The organism is Streptomyces sp. NRRL F-5126, from assembly GCF_000721265.1.
Taxonomy (GTDB): Bacteria; Actinomycetota; Actinomycetes; order Streptomycetales; family Streptomycetaceae; genus Streptomyces.
In genome coordinates this window covers 13,435-30,476 of sequence record NZ_JOFZ01000008.1, presented here as the reverse complement: position 1 = coordinate 30,476, position 17,042 = coordinate 13,435, and the positions used below count along the sequence as shown (strand labels likewise).

13 protein-coding genes are annotated in these 17,042 nt (G+C 72.3%); 11 read left to right on the top strand and 2 right to left on the bottom strand.

What is annotated here, in order from left to right:
- Positions 1-70: 70 nt before the first annotated feature.
- From IH48_RS0118135 to IH48_RS0118095, 9 genes are all read left to right on the top strand, one after another.
- Positions 71-1,174, top strand: coding sequence for an NAD-dependent epimerase/dehydratase family protein (locus IH48_RS0118135; RefSeq protein ID WP_078849833.1), 1,104 nt, complete (start codon positions 71-73; stop codon positions 1,172-1,174).
- Between the two features lie 37 nt (positions 1,175-1,211).
- Entirely contained in the window at positions 1,212-2,441 is a 1,230-nt protein-coding gene (locus tag IH48_RS0118130) for a nucleotide disphospho-sugar-binding domain-containing protein (protein WP_051840055.1), read from the top strand.
- A gap of 41 nt (positions 2,442-2,482) precedes the next feature.
- Positions 2,483-3,793 carry a lipopolysaccharide biosynthesis protein RfbH gene (rfbH, locus tag IH48_RS0118125; RefSeq protein WP_030905117.1) on the top strand — a complete coding sequence of 437 codons (1,311 nt, stop codon included), beginning with the start codon at positions 2,483-2,485 and terminating at the stop codon, positions 3,791-3,793.
- 14 nt (positions 3,794-3,807) lie between these two features.
- Positions 3,808-4,581 carry an SDR family NAD(P)-dependent oxidoreductase gene (locus tag IH48_RS0118120; protein ID WP_030905115.1) on the top strand — a complete coding sequence of 258 codons (774 nt, stop codon included), beginning with the start codon at positions 3,808-3,810 and terminating at the stop codon, positions 4,579-4,581.
- A 64-nt stretch (positions 4,582-4,645) separates the two neighbouring features.
- Positions 4,646-6,187, top strand: coding sequence for an NDP-hexose 2,3-dehydratase family protein (locus tag IH48_RS0118115; protein WP_078849832.1), 1,542 nt, complete (start codon positions 4,646-4,648; stop codon positions 6,185-6,187).
- The gene (locus IH48_RS0118110) at positions 6,184-7,185 is read left to right on the top strand and encodes a Gfo/Idh/MocA family protein (RefSeq protein ID WP_030905110.1); all 1,002 of its coding nucleotides are present in this window, start codon (positions 6,184-6,186) and stop codon (positions 7,183-7,185) included. Before IH48_RS0118115 ends, IH48_RS0118110 begins: the two co-directional genes overlap by 4 nt.
- The gene (locus IH48_RS0118105; RefSeq protein ID WP_078849831.1) at positions 7,182-8,813 is read left to right on the top strand and encodes an acyl-CoA carboxylase subunit beta; all 1,632 of its coding nucleotides are present in this window, start codon (positions 7,182-7,184) and stop codon (positions 8,811-8,813) included. The genes IH48_RS0118110 and IH48_RS0118105 overlap by 4 nt, the downstream gene beginning before the upstream one ends.
- 5 nt (positions 8,814-8,818) lie before the next feature.
- Positions 8,819-9,049 carry an acyl-CoA carboxylase epsilon subunit gene (locus IH48_RS0118100; protein ID WP_158710321.1) on the top strand — a complete coding sequence of 77 codons (231 nt, stop codon included), beginning with the start codon at positions 8,819-8,821 and terminating at the stop codon, positions 9,047-9,049.
- A 53-nt stretch (positions 9,050-9,102) separates the two neighbouring features.
- The gene (locus tag IH48_RS0118095; protein ID WP_234434308.1) at positions 9,103-9,702 is read left to right on the top strand and encodes an NUDIX hydrolase; all 600 of its coding nucleotides are present in this window, start codon (positions 9,103-9,105) and stop codon (positions 9,700-9,702) included.
- Positions 9,703-9,760: 58 nt separating this feature from the next.
- Here IH48_RS0118095 and IH48_RS0118090 read toward each other — a convergent pair whose 3' ends face one another.
- The gene (locus IH48_RS0118090) at positions 9,761-12,007 is read right to left on the bottom strand and encodes an ATP-binding SpoIIE family protein phosphatase (RefSeq protein ID WP_030905102.1); all 2,247 of its coding nucleotides are present in this window, start codon (positions 12,005-12,007) and stop codon (positions 9,761-9,763) included.
- A 139-nt stretch (positions 12,008-12,146) separates the two neighbouring features.
- Here IH48_RS0118090 and aspS point away from each other — a divergent pair, with 139 nt between their 5' ends.
- Entirely contained in the window at positions 12,147-13,910 is a 1,764-nt protein-coding gene (gene aspS / locus IH48_RS0118085) for an aspartate--tRNA ligase (protein ID WP_030905100.1), read from the top strand.
- Between the two features lie 82 nt (positions 13,911-13,992).
- Entirely contained in the window at positions 13,993-14,448 is a 456-nt protein-coding gene (locus IH48_RS0118080; protein ID WP_030905098.1) for an ASCH domain-containing protein, read from the top strand.
- A 56-nt stretch (positions 14,449-14,504) separates the two neighbouring features.
- Here the strand turns inward: IH48_RS0118080 and IH48_RS0118075 are convergent, their stop codons facing one another.
- The gene (locus IH48_RS0118075) at positions 14,505-16,940 is read right to left on the bottom strand and encodes an FUSC family protein (protein WP_234434307.1); all 2,436 of its coding nucleotides are present in this window, start codon (positions 16,938-16,940) and stop codon (positions 14,505-14,507) included.
- Positions 16,941-17,042 lie beyond the last annotated feature (102 nt).

Sequence of the window (17,042 nt, the reverse complement as noted above, 5' to 3'; positions counted from 1 at the left end):
CGCTCTCTAGCGCACGCCGCCACGCTCTGCGCCGTCGTCACACGGACCGAACTCAAGGAGGTGCGGACAGGTGTCGGAGAAAGCCCCGTCCCACACAGCCAGGCCGGCGGCACAGGCAGCACCCACGTTCGCCGTCCTCGGGGCGACCGGCTTCGTCGGCCGCCACGTCTGCCGGGCACTCGGCGCCACGGGCGCCCGGGTGATCGGCCTGTCGAGGAGCGGGACGAGCGTCCCGGGGACCGCCGCGTCCATGCGGACCGACCTGGGCGAGGCGGCGGCCACCGCCCGGCTCGCCGCGCTCCTCGACGAGGAGGGCGTCGACGCCGTCGTGAACGCGGCGGGCGCCGTCTGGGGGGTGTCCGACGACCAGCTCCACGATGTCAACGTCGAGCTGACGCGCCGCCTCGTCGACGCCGTCGCGGCGACGGACCGCGCGCCGCGCCTCGTCCACCTCGGCTCCGTGCACGAGTACGGGCAGGTGCCGCACGGCGCCGGCATCACCGAGGACCGCACGCCGCGCCCGGTGAACCCGTACGGACGCTCGAAACTGCTCGGCTCCGAGGTCGTCCTGCGGGCGGCGCGGCAGGGCCTCGTGGACGCCGTCGTCCTCAGGATCGTCAACGTGTACGGGCCGAACGCGCCGCAGGGCAGCCTCCTGGGCATGATCGCCCACCACCTGGCCGAGGTCGGGCGGTGCCGCCGTAGCGGCGCGCCCGAACCCGTGCTGCGCCTCGCGCCGCTGCGCGCGCACCGCGACTTCGTGGACGTGCGCGACGTGGCGGACGCCGTAGGCGCCGCCGCCCGCGCGCCGCTGCCGCCGGCCGGGCCCGCCGGCGACGGGCAGCGTCTGATCAACATCGGCCGTGGCACCGCCCTCGACGTGCGCCGCCTCGTCGACCGGCTCATCGAGCTCAGCGGCGTCGAGGCGTCCGTGGTCGAGGAGCGCTCGGACGACGGGCTGCGCGGCGACGTCGAGTGGCAGCAGGTGGACATATCGCGCGCACGCGAACTCCTGCACTGGCGGCCGCGCCGCGACCTCGACGAGTCGCTGCGCGACCTGCTCGCCTCGGCGTTCGCCCCGGCGCCGTCACCGGCACCCGCCCACGCGCAGGCCCTCCCACCGGCCGTCTCGCCGTCGCCGTCGCCGTCACCGGCGTTGGCACCGGCGCTGTGACCGGCGTGCCGCCACGGAACAGAAGAAAGGACCCGCCATGCGCGTCATGGTGATGACCGGCCCCGTGCCCACCCACCTCATGCCGCTCCTCCCGCAGGTGTGGGCGCTGCGCGGCGCCGGCCACCGGGTGCTGCTCGCCGCGCAGCCCGACCTCGCGGCCACCGCGCGCGCCGCGGGCCTCCCGCTGGCGGTGATCGGCACCGAGCAGCGCGAGATCGCGGCCCGCCGCGCCCACCGGGCGGCGGGTGGACGGGACGCGGGCGGCGACACCCGCCAGGTGCCGCCCTACGAGGCGCTCGCCCGCAGGCTCCGCGACCGCATGGACGACGTGCTCGGCCCGGCACTGCGCGTGGCTGAGCGGTGGCGGCCCGACCTGGTACTCGCGGACCCGCTCGAGTACGCGTCCCTGATCGTGGGCGGCGTGCTCGGCGTGCCCGTGGTGCACCACCGCTGGGGCGTCGACTCGCTCAGCAGCCGCGTCGGCCACGTGCGCGACGCCCTGCGCGAGACGTGTCTGAGCCACGGCCTCACCGGCGGCCTGCCCGCGCCCGCGCTGGTGCTCGACCCGTGCCCGCCGTCGCTGCAGGCGCCCGGCGCCGACCCGGCGCGGCCCGTGCGGTTCGTGCCGGGCACCGGGAGCGGCCTGGTGCCCGACTGGGCGCGCCGCAAGGCCGCGCGCAGGAGGATCTGCGTCACCCTCGGGCTGCGGACCGTGGCGCTCGAAGGCGCCGACGTGCTCGCCAGGTTGCTGCGGGGACTCGGGCGGCTGCCGGACACGGAGACGGTCGTCACCGTCGACCGGGCCGACCGCGAGGAGCTCGGCCCGCTGCCGCGCTCCGTGCGGCTGGTCGACCCGGCGCCGCTCGACCTGTTCCTCGGCACCTGCGACGCCGTCGTCCACCACGGCGGCAGCGGCACGGGCCTCGCCGCGATCGCGGCCGGCCTGCCGCAGCTCGTCGTGCCGCAGACGCCGTGGACCGCTGAGCACGGCGAGCGCGTCGAGGCACTCGGCGCGGGGCTGCTCGCGCCGCAGCGCGCCGCACCCGAGGACATCGCGGCCGCCGCGGGCGCACTGCTCGCCGACCCGCGCCACCGCGAGGGCGCACGGCGGCTGCGCGAGGAGATGCGCGCGGCGCCGAGCCCCGCGGCGACCGTGCCGGCACTGGCGCGGCTGGCCGGGCGCGAGCGCGGCACCGGCGCCGCACCACTTCGCGTCGAGGCGTCTTCCAGCGCCGCACTGCACCATCTGGCCGCACAGGGCGGCTGAAGACCGGGACATCGATCGAGGAGAAGGCGGACATGGCCGAGATGAGCGAACACAAGGCGCTGGTGCTCGACGAGGTGCGCAAGTACCACCAGGAGCAGGAGCAGGCGCACGACAGGGGATTCATCCCCGGCACCACCGAGATATGGCCCTCGGGCGCGGTACTCGACGAGGACGACCGGGTGGCCCTCGTGAGGGCCGCCCTCGACCTGCGGATCGCGGCCGGGATGTCGTCGCGCAAGTTCGAGTCGGCGTTCGCGCGCCGCCTCAAGCGCCGCAAGGCCCACCTGACCAACTCGGGCTCGTCGGCGAACCTGCTGGCGCTCTCCGCGCTGACGTCGCCCCAGCTCGAGGACCGCAGGCTGCGGCCCGGCGACGAGGTCATCACGGTGGCGGCCGGCTTCCCCACCACCGTCAACCCGATCCTGCAGAACGGCCTCGTGCCGGTCTTCGTGGACGTCGACCTGCGGACGTACAACACCACCGCGGCGCGTGTCGAGGCCGCCATCGGCCCGAAGACCCGCGCGATCATCATTGCGCACGCGCTCGGCAACCCGTTCGAGGTTGCGGAGATCGCGCAACTGGCCGAGGACCACGAGCTGTTCCTGATCGAGGACAACTGCGACGCCGTCGGCTCCACCTACGACGGCCGCCTCACCGGCTCCTTCGGCGACCTGACGACCGTCAGCTTCTACCCGGCCCACCACCTCACGATGGGCGAGGGCGGCTGCGTCCTGACGTCGAACCTGGCGCTCGCGCGGATCGTGGAGTCCATCCGCGACTGGGGCAGGGACTGCTGGTGCGAGCCCGGCGAGAGCAACAAGTGCCTCAAGCGGTTCACGTACCAGATGGGGAAGCTGCCCAAGGGCTACGACCACAAGTACATCTTCTCGCACGTCGGATACAACCTGAAGGCCACCGACCTTCAGGCGGCACTCGGACTCACCCAGCTCGCCAAGCTGGACTCCTTCATCGACGCGCGCCGCGCCAACTGGCGGCGGCTGCGCGAGGGCCTGGACGGCGTGCCGTGGCTGATCCTGCCCGAGGCGACGCCGAACAGCGACCCGAGCTGGTTCGGGTTCGTGCTGACCGTCGACCCGCAGGCCCCGTTCCTCCGCTCCGAGCTGGTGGACTTCCTGGAGAGCAGGAAGATCGGCACGCGGCGCCTGTTCGCGGGCAACCTGACCCGCCACCCCGCCTACATCGACGCGCCGCACCGGGTCGTCGGGTCGCTGGAGAACAGCGACATCATCACCGAGCAGACCTTCTGGGTCGGCGTCTACCCGGGGCTCACCGAGGAGATGGTCGACTACGTCGTCTCGTCCGTCCGCGAGTTCGTCGAGACCCACGGCTGAGGAGGCGGGAGACCATGGAAGCGAGCACCGGCCCCGGCCTCGCGGGCCGCAGCGTCCTCGTGACCGGCGGCACCGGCGGGATCGGGCAGGCCGTCGCCCGCGCCTACGCCGCGGCCGGGGCGCGGGTCGCGGTCACCTACCGCACCGGCCGGGAGGCCGCGGACAAGCTGGTGGCCGAGGTGGAGGCGGACGGGGGCCAGTCACTCGCCGTCCACTACGACCTGGAGGACGCCGGCTCGCCGGCCCGCGCCGTGCGCCAGGTGGAGGAGCGCTGGGGCTCGCTCGACGTGCTCGTGGCGTGCGCGGTGCGGTGGGGCGTGCGCAGGACGCCGGGCACCCGCTTCGAGGACGTGCCCGAGGAGGACTGGCTGCCGGTCGTTGACGGCAACCTGGCACCCGCCGTCCGCACCGTGCAGTGCGCGGTGCGCTCCATGCGGGCGCGCGGCTGGGGGCGCGTCGTGCTGGTGTCGTCGCACAACGCCCTGGGCGGCAACAGGGGACAGGAGTTCTACGGGGCGGCCAAGGCCGGGCTGCACGGCCTGGCGCGCAGCCTGATGTGGGACGTCGGCGCCGACGGCGTGCTGGTCAACGTCGTGGCGCCGGGCCTGACGGTGACGCCGCGCCTGGCCGCCGGGCTGCCCGAGCCCGTGCGCGCGCGGGAGGTCGCGGCGACACCGACCGGCCGGCTCTGCACACCGGACGAGGTCGCGCGCGCGGTGCTGTTCCTCGGCTCCGCCGCCAACGGGAACATCACGGGCGAGGCGCTCACCGTCGCGGGCGGCCGCTGACCGGCCGGCACCCTCCGCAACCCATCACCCCACAGGAAACCCGGAGTTCAAGGAGAGGTACCGCATGCTCTCGCACACAGCCACCGCGGAACACACCGCCACCGCGGAACACACCATCGCCGCGGAACACGCCACGACCGCCCCGCGCGCCACCGCCCTGCGGCCGCGCGAGGACCCCGGCCTCGCGGACCGGTTCGCCCGCTCCGCCGCCACCACCGACGGCGCACACCTGCGCCTCGACGAGTTCGCCGACTGGCTCGCCGCGCGCGGCCGTGCCAACACGTTCCGCGTCGAGCGGATCCCGTTCCACGAGCTCGACGGCTGGTCCTTCCAGCGCGACACCGGCAACCTGGTGCACCGCAGCGGGCGCTTCTTCAGCGTCGAGGGGCTGCACGTGACCACCGACGAGGGCCCGCACCGCGAGTGGTACCAGCCCATCATCAAGCAGCCTGAGGTCGGCATACTCGGCATACTCGTCAAGGAGTTCGGCGGCGTCCTGCACTTCCTGATGCAGGCCAAGATGGAGCCGGGCAACCCCAACCTGCTCCAGCTCTCGCCGACCGTGCAGGCGACCCGCAGCAACTACACGAAGGTCCACAAGGGCGCCGACGTGAAGTACATCGAGTACTTCAACGGCGCGGCGCGCGGGCGCGTGCTCGCCGACGTGCTGCAGTCCGAGCACGGCTCGTGGTTCTACCACAAGAGCAACCGCAACATGATCGTCGAAGCGGTCGACGACGTGCCCCTTGAGGACGACTTCTGCTGGCTGACGCTCGGCCAGCTCGCGGACCTGCTGCACCGGGACAACGTCGTCAACATGGACTCCCGCACGGTGCTCGCCTGCGTGCCCACCGGGGGAGCCGAACAGCCCTACGGCCTGCTGGGCACGGCCGGGGGCGGCGACGGCGACGGGTTCTCGGTCTCGCTCGCCAGGTCGCGCAACCCGCTGGCCGGCGCGCTGCACACGGACGTCGAGGTGCTGTCGTGGTTCACGGCCCAGCGGTCGGGCTACGACGTGCGCGCCGAGCGCGTCCCGCTCGCGGATTTGCCGCACTGGGTGCGCACCGAGCACGACATCCACCACGAACTCGGCAGGTTCTTCGACGTCGTCGCCGTGCGCGTGCAGGCGGGCAACCGCGAGGTCGGCAGCTGGACGCAGCCGCTCATCGCGCCCCGCACGCGCGGTGTGGCGGCCTTCCTGACCCGCCAGGTCGACGGCGTGCTGCACGTGCTGGTGCACGCCAAGGTGGAGGGCGGCTTCCTCGACACACTCGAACTCGCGCCGACCGTCCAGTACGCGCCGGAGAACTACCAGGACTTCGGCCCGGGCGAGCGTCCCCCGTTCCTCGACTACGTGCTCGCGGCGCCCCGCGGAGCCATCCGCTACGAGGCCATCCACGCGGAGGAGGGCGGCCGGTTCCTGAACGCGGAGAACCGCTACGTCGTCCTTGAGGCGGGCGACGACGTGCCGCTCGACGTGCCGCCCGGCTACCGCTGGGTGACCGTGAGCCAGCTCGGCGACCTGATCAGGCACGGGCACTACGTCAACGTCCAGGCCCGCACGCTGCTGACCTGCCTCAACGCGATGGGCCAGGAGGCGAGATGACGGGCGCCCTGCGCGTCGGGGTCCTGGGCGGCGCGGACATCGCCAGGCGCCGCATGCTGCCCGCCCTCGCCGCCGACCCCGACGTCGAGCTGGTCGCAGTGGCGAGCCGGGACGCCACGCGGGCCTGCGACCTCGCGCACCGCTTCGGCGGCCGCCCCGTCACCGGCTACGACGAGGTGCTCGCCGCCGGCGACGTGGACGCCGTCTACGTGCCGCTGCCCGCCGCCCTGCACGCCGAGTGGGTGCGGCGCGCGCTGATCGCGGGCAAGCACGTACTGTCCGAGAAGCCGCTGACGACCGACGCCACCACCACGTCGGCCCTGGTGTCGCTGGCGCGCGTCCGCGGACTCGCGCTGCTGGAGAACGTGCTGTTCGTGCACCACCCGCAGCACGCCGTCGCACGGCAGCTCGTGGCGGACGGCGCGATCGGCGAACCGCGCGTGTTCAGCGCCGCGTTCGCCGTGCCGCCGAGACCCGACGGCGACATCCGCTACCGGGCGGACCTCGGCGGCGGCGCGCTCCTCGACGTCGGCTACTACCCGGTGCGCGCAGCCCTCGAACTCCTCGGCCCCGGGCTCACGGTGGCGGGCGCGGTGCTCGACAGCTCGGAGGGCCGCACGGTGGACACCTCGGGCGCCGCACTGCTGCGCGGCCCCGGCGGCGTCACCGCGCACCTCGCCTTCGGCATGGAGCACGCCTACCGCTCCCGCTACGAGATCTGGGGCAGCGCGGGACACCTCGTGGTCGAGCCCGCCTTCACCCCGCCCGCCGGCCACAGGCCGAGGCTGTCTCTCACCGGCCCCGGCGGGCAGCGCGAGGTGGTGCTCGGCGCCGACGACCAGGTCGCCGCGACGGTGCGGGCGTTCGTGCGCGCCGCACGCGGCGGCCCTGTGGACGCGCGCACCGAGGCCCTTGCCGTGCGCCAGGCCGAACTGCTCGACGAGATACGCGCGGCCGCCGACCGCGTGGCAAGCCCCCTGCCAGGAGGACACGGATGACCGTCATCGAGGAAGAACGCACACTGATCCCCGACGAGGCGGTGCTTGCGGCGGCCGTGACGGAGCCGCCCGGGCCGCCGTCCACCGCGGAGCGCGTCGCCGAACTGGCGGCGCTGCGCGAGCAGGTGCTGCGCGGCCCCAACGCGAAGGCGACCGAAGCGCAGCACGCGAAGGGCAAGCTGACGGCGCGCGAGCGCCTTGAACTCCTTTTCGACGAGGGGACGTTCACCGAGATCGAGGGCTTGCGGAGGCACCGTGCCACCGGCTTCGGCCTTGAGGACCGCCGCCCGCACACCGACGGCGTGATCACGGGCTGGGGGCTCGTCGACGGCCGCCGCGTGTTCGCCTACGCGCACGACTTCCGCGTCTTCGGCGGCGCGCTCGGCGAGGCGCACGCCCAGAAGATCCACAAGGTCATGGACCTGGCCGAATCGACCGGCGCGCCGATCGTCGGACTGTGCGACGGCGCCGGAGCCCGCATCCAGGAGGGCGTCACCGCCCTCGCCGGCTACGGCGGCATCTTCCAGCGCAATGTGCGCAGTTCGGGGGTGATCCCGCAGATCAGCGTGATGCTCGGGCCGTGCGCCGGCGGCGCGGCGTACTCGCCCGCCCTCACCGACTTCGTGTTCATGGTCCGTGACACGTCCCAGATGTTCATCACGGGGCCCGACGTCGTGAAGGCGGTCACCGGCGAGGAGATCACCCAGAACGGCCTGGGCGGCGCCGACGTGCACGCGCAGCTGACGGGCGTCGCCGCGTTCGCCCACCAGGACGAGGCCGAGTGCTTCGAGGACGTGCGGCACCTGCTGTCGCTGCTGCCCTCCAACAACCGCGAGGTGCCGCCCGCCGAGCCCACGGCCGACCCCGTCGACCGGCGCACCGAGGAGCTGTACGACCTGGTGCCGGCCGACCCGGGCCGCGCCTACGACATGCGGGCCGTCCTGACGGCGATCGCCGACGACGGCGACTGGTTCGAGGTGCACGAGCGGTGGGCACCCAACGTGCTGTGCGCCCTGACACGGCTCGGCGGCCAGGTCGTGGGCGTGGTCGCCAACCAGCCCGCCAGCCTCGCCGGCGTCCTCGACATCCAGGCATCGGAGAAGGCCGCACGGTTCGTGCAGATGTGCGACGCCTTCAACATCCCGCTCGTCACGCTGGTGGACGTGCCCGGCTTCCTGCCCGGCGTCGACCAGGAGCACGGCGGCGTGATCAGGCACGGCGCCAAGCTGCTGTACGCGTACTGCAACGCGACCGTCCCGCGCGTCCAGGTCATCCTGCGCAAGGCGTACGGCGGCGCGTACATCGTGATGGACTCCCGCTCGATCGGCGCGGACGTCTCCCTGGCCTGGCCCACCAACGAGATCGCCGTGATGGGCGCCGAGGGCGCGGCCAACGTCGTCTTCCGCCGCCAGATCGCCGCGTCACCCGACCCGGAGCGGACCCGCGCCGAGCTCATCGAGTCCTACCGCGACGAGCTGATGCACCCCTACTACGCCGCCGAGCGCGGCCTCGTGGACGACGTCATCGACCCGGCCGACACCCGCGCGCGGCTCATCGGCGCACTGGAGATGCTGCGCACGAAGCACGCGCCGCTGCCGAGCCGCAAGCACGGGAACCAGCCCCAGTGAGCGCCGTGGCCGAGCCCCTCGTGCGCGTCGAACGCGGCGAGGCGAGCCCCGAGGAGCTGGCGGGGGTGATGGCCGTGCTGCTCGCGGCGCGCGCGGCCGCCGCCACCGCCGGGAACGCGGCGGACGCGGGCGCGCCGCCGGGGACGAGCGCCGTGCGCTGGCCGCGCGGCGGCACGCACCTGCCGCCCGAGAGCTGGACCGGCGGCCCCGGCCCCGCCTGGCAGCCACCGCTCTAGGGACCCAGCCCGACACGTCACCCGACGAGAGCAGGAACACCATGAACACCGGCGTGAGAACCGACCAACCCCACCCCATCGTGCGACGGCGCGAAGTCCGCGTCTTCGGCAACGACTTCGGCCGCCTGTTCAACGACGAGGTCAGCTCCGCTGCGGGCGCCACCGGCCGCCAGCTGCGCTGGAGCCCGGCCCAGAGCGGCGTCGTGGTCGTCCCGCGGCACGGGCCGCTGGTCGCCCTGATGCCCGTCTACCGCTACGCCGTGGGCGAGGTCTCCCTGGAGTTCCCCCGCGGCATGTGCCTGGAGGGCGAGCCCTTCGAGGCCGCCGCCGCACGGGAGTTGCGCGAGGAGACGGGCCTGCGGGCCACCGCGCTGCGCCGCCTCGGCACCATCCACGCGGACACCGGGATGATCGACGACACGGTCGGCGTGCTCGTCGCCGAGGTCGACCCCGACCAGGCCGTCGAGGGCACCCCCGAGCCCCTGGAGTCGCACGCCCCGCCGCAGTGGTTCCCCTTCGACGGCCTCGGCGCCACGCTCGCCGGCGGCGGCGTCCACTGCGCACTCACCCTGGCGGCGCTGGCGCTCTTCGACGCGTCGGTCGCCGACACGGGCGCGCTCGACGTCAGCGAGATGGCGGCCGGGGTCGCATGACCGCGGCTCCTCCGGGGCCAGCCCGCGCGGGCGGCGTCCAGGGGTCCGGGCGCGGGCGTCAGAGCGTGCGGGACGGTTCCGCCGGGGCGGAGCCGTCCGCGTGCTCCTTGAGCTCGAACCAGATCATCTTGCCGTCGCCCCGCGGGTCCACGCCCCACTCGTCCGCGAGCACCTCCATCAGCAGCAGGCCGCGCCCGCTCGACGCGAGCTCGCCCGGCCTGCGCCGGTGCGGCAGCTCGTCGCTGATGTCCGCGACCTCCACCCGCAGCTTCCTGCCGCACGCCTCCCCCGCCGTCTGAGCCGAGACGAGCGCGTCGCCGTCCGTGTGCACCAGGACGTTCGTGACCATCTCCGAGACCATCAGCACCGCGGAGTCGACCTGGTCGCCGTCCGGCCAGTCGTGCATCAGGTCCCTCAGCTGGTGCCGTGCCTCCGCGATGCGCTCCGGCGCGGCCTGCGCGACCGTCAGCGTCGCCCGCCGCGGCGCGAGGAAGCCGCGCGAGGCAGGCGAGGGGTCGCGGGAGAGCAGCACCAGCGCGATGTCGTCCTCGCGGCGCTCGGCGAGCGGGCCCGTCGTCCAGTGCGAGCTGGGGCCGTGCACGGACTGGATCAGCGCGTCCCCCAGCTTCTCCAGGGACTCCTTGCCCGACGCGCTGTCCGAGTGGCTCTCGATGATCGGCCGCAGCCTGTCCCAGCCGGTGAACATGTCGTGCCCGCCCGTCTCGATCAGGCCGTCCGTGCACAGCATGATCAGCTCGCCGTGGCCCAGCACGAGACGCGTGATCGGGTAGTTCGAATCCGCCTCGACGCCCAGCGGCAGGCCGCCCTCCGTGCCCCGGATGAACGCCGTGCCGTCGGTCATCCTGATCACCGGGTCGGGGTGGCCCGCGCGTGCTATGTCGAGCGTGCCGGTGACCGGGTCGACCTCCAGGTAGAGGCACGTCGCGTAGCGCGGCCCGGCCTCTTCCTCCTCCTCGTACGGCAGCCCGTCGCTGCCCACGATCGGGTGCTGCTGCAGCCCGGCCAGGAACCGCGAGGCGCGCGAGAGCACGGCGTCCGGTCTGTGGCCCTCCGAGGCGTACGCGCGCAGCGCGATCCGCAGCTGCCCCATCAGGCTCGCCGACTTCAGGTCGTGCCCCTGCACGTCCCCGATGACCAGCGCGAACCGCCCCTCGGCGGCCGCTCCCGGCAGCGGGATCATGTCGTACCAGTCACCGCCGATCTCCAGGCCGCCGCCCGTCGGCACGTAGCGCGCCGCCACCGACATGCCGGGCAGGTCGGGCGCCAGCCTGGGCATCATCGCCCGCTGCAGCCCCTGGGAGATCGCGCGCTCCGTCTCCACGACCTCCGTGCGCGCGAGCGCCTGCGCGAGCATCCGCGCGACGGTCGTCAGCACCGACCGCTCGTCCGGCGAGAACGCCACCCGGTGCTTGAACGTCGCCATCCAGGTGCCGAGCGTGCGCCCCGCCACGACGAGCGGCAGGTACGCCCACGAGCAGCGCTCCATCGGCCGCACGAACGGCCACACCTTGGGGTAGCGGCGCTCGTACTCCTCGGGGGACGACAGGTAGACGGCGCGGCCCGTGCGCATCACCTCCGCCGCCGCGTAGTCCGCCGAGATGTTGAGATGGTCCTCGTACGCGCTGTCGGCGGTGCGCATCTTGCCGTAGAGCCCGATGAGCTTGATCCGCTCCCCGACCGTGGTGAACACGGCGAGGCCGTCGGGCGAGAAGCCCGGCATGGACAGCGACGCCGTGACGCGCAGCACCTCCTGCGTGGAGCGCGCCTCCGCGAGCGCCCTGCCCGCGTCCAGCAGGAACGCCTCGCGCGAGCGGCGCCAGTCGCCGGTCACGGGCGTGCCGTCCACCAGCGCACCCGGTGTGGGCTCCGCGACCTCCTGCATCGTGCCGACCAGCTCGCGGACCGCGCCGAGGCGGCCGAGCAGCCCGCCGGGCCCGCCCAGGCCCTCCTCCCCCTGGAAGCCCTCCCAGGGTGCGTCCGCCTCCCTCGGCACCGGCTTCGTACGCGACCGCACCGTACGCAGCACGGCCCCCGTGTCGTCCACGATCCGCACCCGCACCTCGGCGAGCGTGCCCTCCGACACCGCGAAGCCGAGTACGCCCGTCAGCTCGTGCCAGTCGACGGGGTGCACCCTCGCCCTGGCCTCGGGCAGGCTCACGTCGACGGGCCTGGCGGGGAGCCCCAGCATCCGGGCCGCCTCGCCGTCGAGCGAGATCGTGCGCGATGCCGTGTCCCAGCGCCACAGGCCCGTCGCGATCGCCGACAGAACGTCCTCGGTGCGCATTTTTCCACTGTATGGACATATCGCCAGTCTTTGCCACCGAGGGCCCCGCGCCCGCGGGGAAACGGCGTCGAGCCCGGCGCGCGGCGGGCGATAGAGTTGCGGTTCGCACTCCCACCACGCCAGGACTGGATGAACGACGATGCACCGTTACAGGTCCCACACCTGCGGCGAGCTCCGCGCCTCTGACGTCGGCACCGACGTCCGGCTGAGCGGCTGGCTGCACAATCGCCGAGACCTGGGCGGCATCCTCTTCATCGATCTGCGCGACCACTACGGCCTCGTGCAGCTGGTGGCCAGGCCCGGCACGGCCGCCGTCGAGGCGCTGTCGCACCTCACCAAGGAGACCGTCGTACGCATCGACGGCACGGTCTCAGCGCGCGGCGCCGACAACGTCAACCCCGAGCTGCCGACCGGCGAGATCGAGATCGAGGTCTCCGAGGTCGAGGTGCTCGGCGCGGCCGGCGCGCTGCCCTTCACGATCAACGCCGACGACGGCGTCGGCGAGGAGCGCCGCCTCGAATACCGCTTCCTCGACCTGCGGCGCGAGCGCATGCACCGCAACATCATGCTGCGCACCGCGGTCATCGGCGCGATCCGGCAGAAGATGACGGCCCTCGGCTTCAACGAGATGGCCACGCCGATCCTCACGGCGACCTCCCCCGAGGGCGCCCGCGACTTCGTCGTCCCCTCCCGGCTCAACCCCGGCAAGTTCTACGCGCTGCCGCAGGCCCCGCAGCAGTTCAAGCAGCTGCTGATGATCTCCGGCTTCGACCGGTACTTCCAGATCGCGCCCTGCTTCCGCGACGAGGACGCGCGCGCCGACCGCTCGCCCGGCGAGTTCTACCAGCTCGACGTCGAGATGAGTTTCGTCGAGCAGGAGGACGTGTTCGGCCCGGTCGAGAAGCTGATGACCGAGCTGTTCACCGAGTTCGGCGGCGGCCGCGAGGTCACCTCGCCGTTCCCGCGCATCCCCTTCCGCGAGTCGATGCTCAAGTACGGCAACGACAAGCCCGACCTGCGCGCCCAGCTCGAACTGCACGACATCTCGGACGTCTTCGCGGACTCCGGCTTCAAGGCGTTCGCCGGCAAGCACGTACGCGCGCTGCCGGTGCCCGACACGGCGGGTCAGCCGCGCAAGTTCTTCGACCAGCTCGGCGAGTACGCCGTCTCGCAGGGCGCCCAGGGCCTCGCGTGGGTGCGCGTCGGCGACGACGGCACGCTCAGCGGCCCCATCGCGAAGTTCCTCACCGAGGAGAACGTCAAGGTCCTCAACCAGCGCCTCGGCCTGGCGCCCGGGCACGCGGTGTTCTTCGGCGCCGGCGGCTACGACGAGGTCTCGAAGATCATGGGCGCGGTCCGCGTCGAGGCCGCGAAGCGCGCCGGCCACTTCGAGGAGGGCGTCTTCCGGTTCTGCTGGGTCGTCGACTTCCCGATGTACGAGAAGGACGAGGAGACCGGCCGCGTCGACTTCTCGCACAACCCGTTCTCCATGCCGCAGGGCGGCCTCGAAGCGCTGGAGTCCAAGGACCCGCTCGATGTCCTCGCCTGGCAGTACGACATCGTCTGCAACGGCGTCGAGCTGTCGTCCGGCGCGATCAGGAACCACGAGCCCGAGATCATGATCAAGGCGTTCGAGATCGCCGGCTACGAGCGCGACGACGTCGAGCGCGACTTCGCCGGCATGCTGCGCGCCCTCCGCTTCGGCGCCCCGCCGCACGGTGGCATCGCCCCGGGCATCGACCGCATCGTGATGCTGCTGGCCGACGAGCCCAACATCCGCGAGACGATCGCGTTCCCGCTCAGCCAGAACGCGCAGGACCTGCTGATGGGCGCGCCGAGCGAGCTGACCGAGTCGCGCCTGCGCGAGCTGCACATCTCGCTGCGGGGGCCGCAGGGCAAGTAGGCACGTGCACCGCTGGAGGGGCCGGCCGGGACGGGTGTCCCGCCCGGCCCCTCCGCGTTCGCCCCGCCGGTAGGGTCGCCGCATGACGAAGGACGACGCCCCCGGCCACGACGTCGCCGCAGCCCTGCCCGTCACCGAGTTCGCGTTCCCGGGACCGCTGCGCGACCGGCTGGTGGCGGCGGTGCTCGACGGCTCCAAGACGTCCACGACCGGGCTCGTCGCCGACTACGAGCAGTGCGGCGATGACCTGCCGCGCGCGGGGACGCGCTCGACGGTGATCGACTCGGACGGCCGCGCCGTCGCCGTGATCGAGACGACCGGCGTCCGCGTCGTGCCGCTCGCGGACGTCGACCTCGCGCACGCCGTCGACGAGGGCGAGGGACACACGACGGTGGCCGAGTGGCGCGCCGGCCACGAGACGTTCTGGCACGGGCCCGAGATGCGCGCCGAACTCGGCCAGGACTTCACCGTGGACGACGCGACGAAGGTCGTGCTCGAACGCTTCCGCGTGGTGAAGGACCTGCGCGAAGGCGACTGAGGGCCCCGGACCTCAGCCCGCTTTCCCGGATCGGGGGCAACCACTGAGAGTTCCTCTCAAAGCGATCCCACGGAACCTTGCCCGGAGGCGTCGCCGGTTGCCGCGGCGATCGGGATCTGAAGCCTGCGTGCCGCGTCCAAGTGGTTGCCCGTCCAGATGACGCGCACGCCGGTTTTCGTGGCCTGCCCATCTGCCGCACGCAGGTCGCGGCCGACCGCCTCGATCAACCGGGAGATGTTTCCCGAATCGGAGTCAAGCGGCTCGGGCGCCGACCCGTCGTTCACGAGGCCGTCTGCCAGGGTCTCGTACCATCGCAGAATCCGCTCCGCCATGATGATCAGCTCTCGTTGCGCGGCCGCGCGATCGTTGAGCGACGCCCGGTCCGTGGATCGCCGCCACAGTTCCAGAACGGCATCACCGGCCAGCCGAAGGCCGGCCACACCGGCGACCAGGGTCGACATCTGGCACAGGGGAACAGTCTTGCCTCCGCGCTCCGCCAAGTAGGTCCGAAAAGCGTCGTCCAGGCGCCGCGCTGCCGCTGCCGCTTGCCGGCTCTCCTGCGGCGCTTGGATCCCGGCAGAGCCATTCACGCAGCAGGACACCGCGTAGTCGACGGCCGCGAGCAGATACCGCGCGCTACCGGAATACGCTTCGGCCAGAGCCTTACGGACTGCCCCAGAGGCGCCCCGAGGCCAGAAGAAGAAGCCGACAACCAGACTCACCACGCAACCGAGTGCGATGTCCTCGATGCGGAAGAGGAGGACTGAAGCGCCGGCCGGCTGAGCGACGTTGAACAAGATCGCCAGTGTAAGGGTGAAGGCAGCCTGTCCCGCGGCGAACGAAACCGCGGCAGGGACAATGCCCGCGAGCATGACGGCGATCGGGAGCAATGTCCACAAAAGCGGTGCGTTGTGGCCTATGGCCTGAAGAAGGACGAAGCCTACGATCGATCCGGCCAAGGTGCCCCCAAGAGCGCGGAAGGCGTTCTGGCCGGTATTGAGGGCGTTGGAACGGAGAACCGACAAGATGCCGAGCAGCACCCAGAAAGCGTGCTGAACGCCGGTGAAGTCCGCGACCACGACCCCGGCCCCCAGACCGATGGCACCGCGGATGCTGTTGTGCAGCCACACCGAGTGCGGTTCCACATGGGCTCCCGCTCGGTCCATGGCGCTGGTCAAGGGCCCCGAAGGCGCCCCCGGCACACGTCCGAGAAGGTGATCCCACCAGCTTCGCCGGCGGGCAGTACGGGCGGTGCCGACATTCTGCGCGATCTGCAGAACCACGAAAGCGATCTCCTCGGCACGAAAAGACACGTCGAGGCTGTCGACAAAGGTGTCGATGCTATGCCTGCCGTACTCCGCGGCACCACCACTCGGCACACCGGCGACGGCTCCGTCTTCAAGCGTGGTCAAGGCCGCGCGAAGCGCCGCCGCGCCGGCGAGGAGCTTCTCCGGCGAGTTGTCTGGATCATCGAGCAACTGCGCGCACATGTCGAGAACACTTGCGGCGGTCCTGCGCACCTCCGATGACTCCGCAGTGCCCAACGGCCCGTATTCCGCTCCAGGAGCGGCCTCTGCAAGAACCGCACTCAGCCATGTCAGCTCATCGACCAGGCGGACCAGAGTCCGAGATTCGGTCGACAACCCCGTGGGCCGGTACGGGGTGGCAGTGAACGCCCGTTGGAGTCTGCGTGCACTCGCTTCGGTCTCCCGGGCACAAGAACGGCACTGCCGAAATGCCGCAGCGCCGGATCGACCGGCGAAGTAGTCCGCCTCGACCGCCAGTTGAGCGGCCGCTGCTCGGCAGACCTGTGCTGCCGGTGCGCTGAGTGGATCGTCCTGCGACCTGGGCCACAGCCACCGGACCGCGAGCGTGGACGCACTCGCGGCGAACACGACCCCCATCAACTGCTGGGGCAACTGCTCCAGCGGCGCACGGGTCGCCACCGGCAGAACGAAGGCAAGGAGCAGTGACGTCGTGGCACCGGCCAGAACCGAGCTGATCACGCCCGAGAAGAGCACGAGAAAGGCCACAAGCACCGTCGCTGCCGCCCCGATCCAGATTTCGCGGCCGGCGAGGCTGCCCAGCGAAACCAGGACCACCCATACAACGCCGAGCACGACATGCGCCCGCATCCGCTGAGCCCAGGGACCGGTGAACTCGACGAGCAGCAGCATGGAGAACGCCGCGAACGCCGCATAGGTCCCAGCAACCGGCGTATGGAGGACTTCCGTACACAGTGCGAAGATCGCGGGCATGACTACTGCCGTCCGCGCCGCGCGCCGGGTAGCAGCCAGGGCAGGATCCAGGCGGCGCAACCACGTGGCAAGCCGATGCGTCGGATTCATCTCTGCCTCCGATGGGTGGAAAGGGAGCCGAGACCTCGGGCTCGGCGCGCGAAGTCTTCCGCGGGCGTCGGACATGGTCTTGTAAAGCGCATTTCGGTTCGTTTCCAGTTCGTTGACGAGCGTTTCAAGGGGAACGCCGCTCATGAGCGCGGTGAAGACCAGCGGCTGATGCCCGTTTCCAGTGGTTTTGGGACCGACCTGTCGGCGAAGGCAGCCGCCGGCGTCCCGCGGGACGGCGTCCGGTTC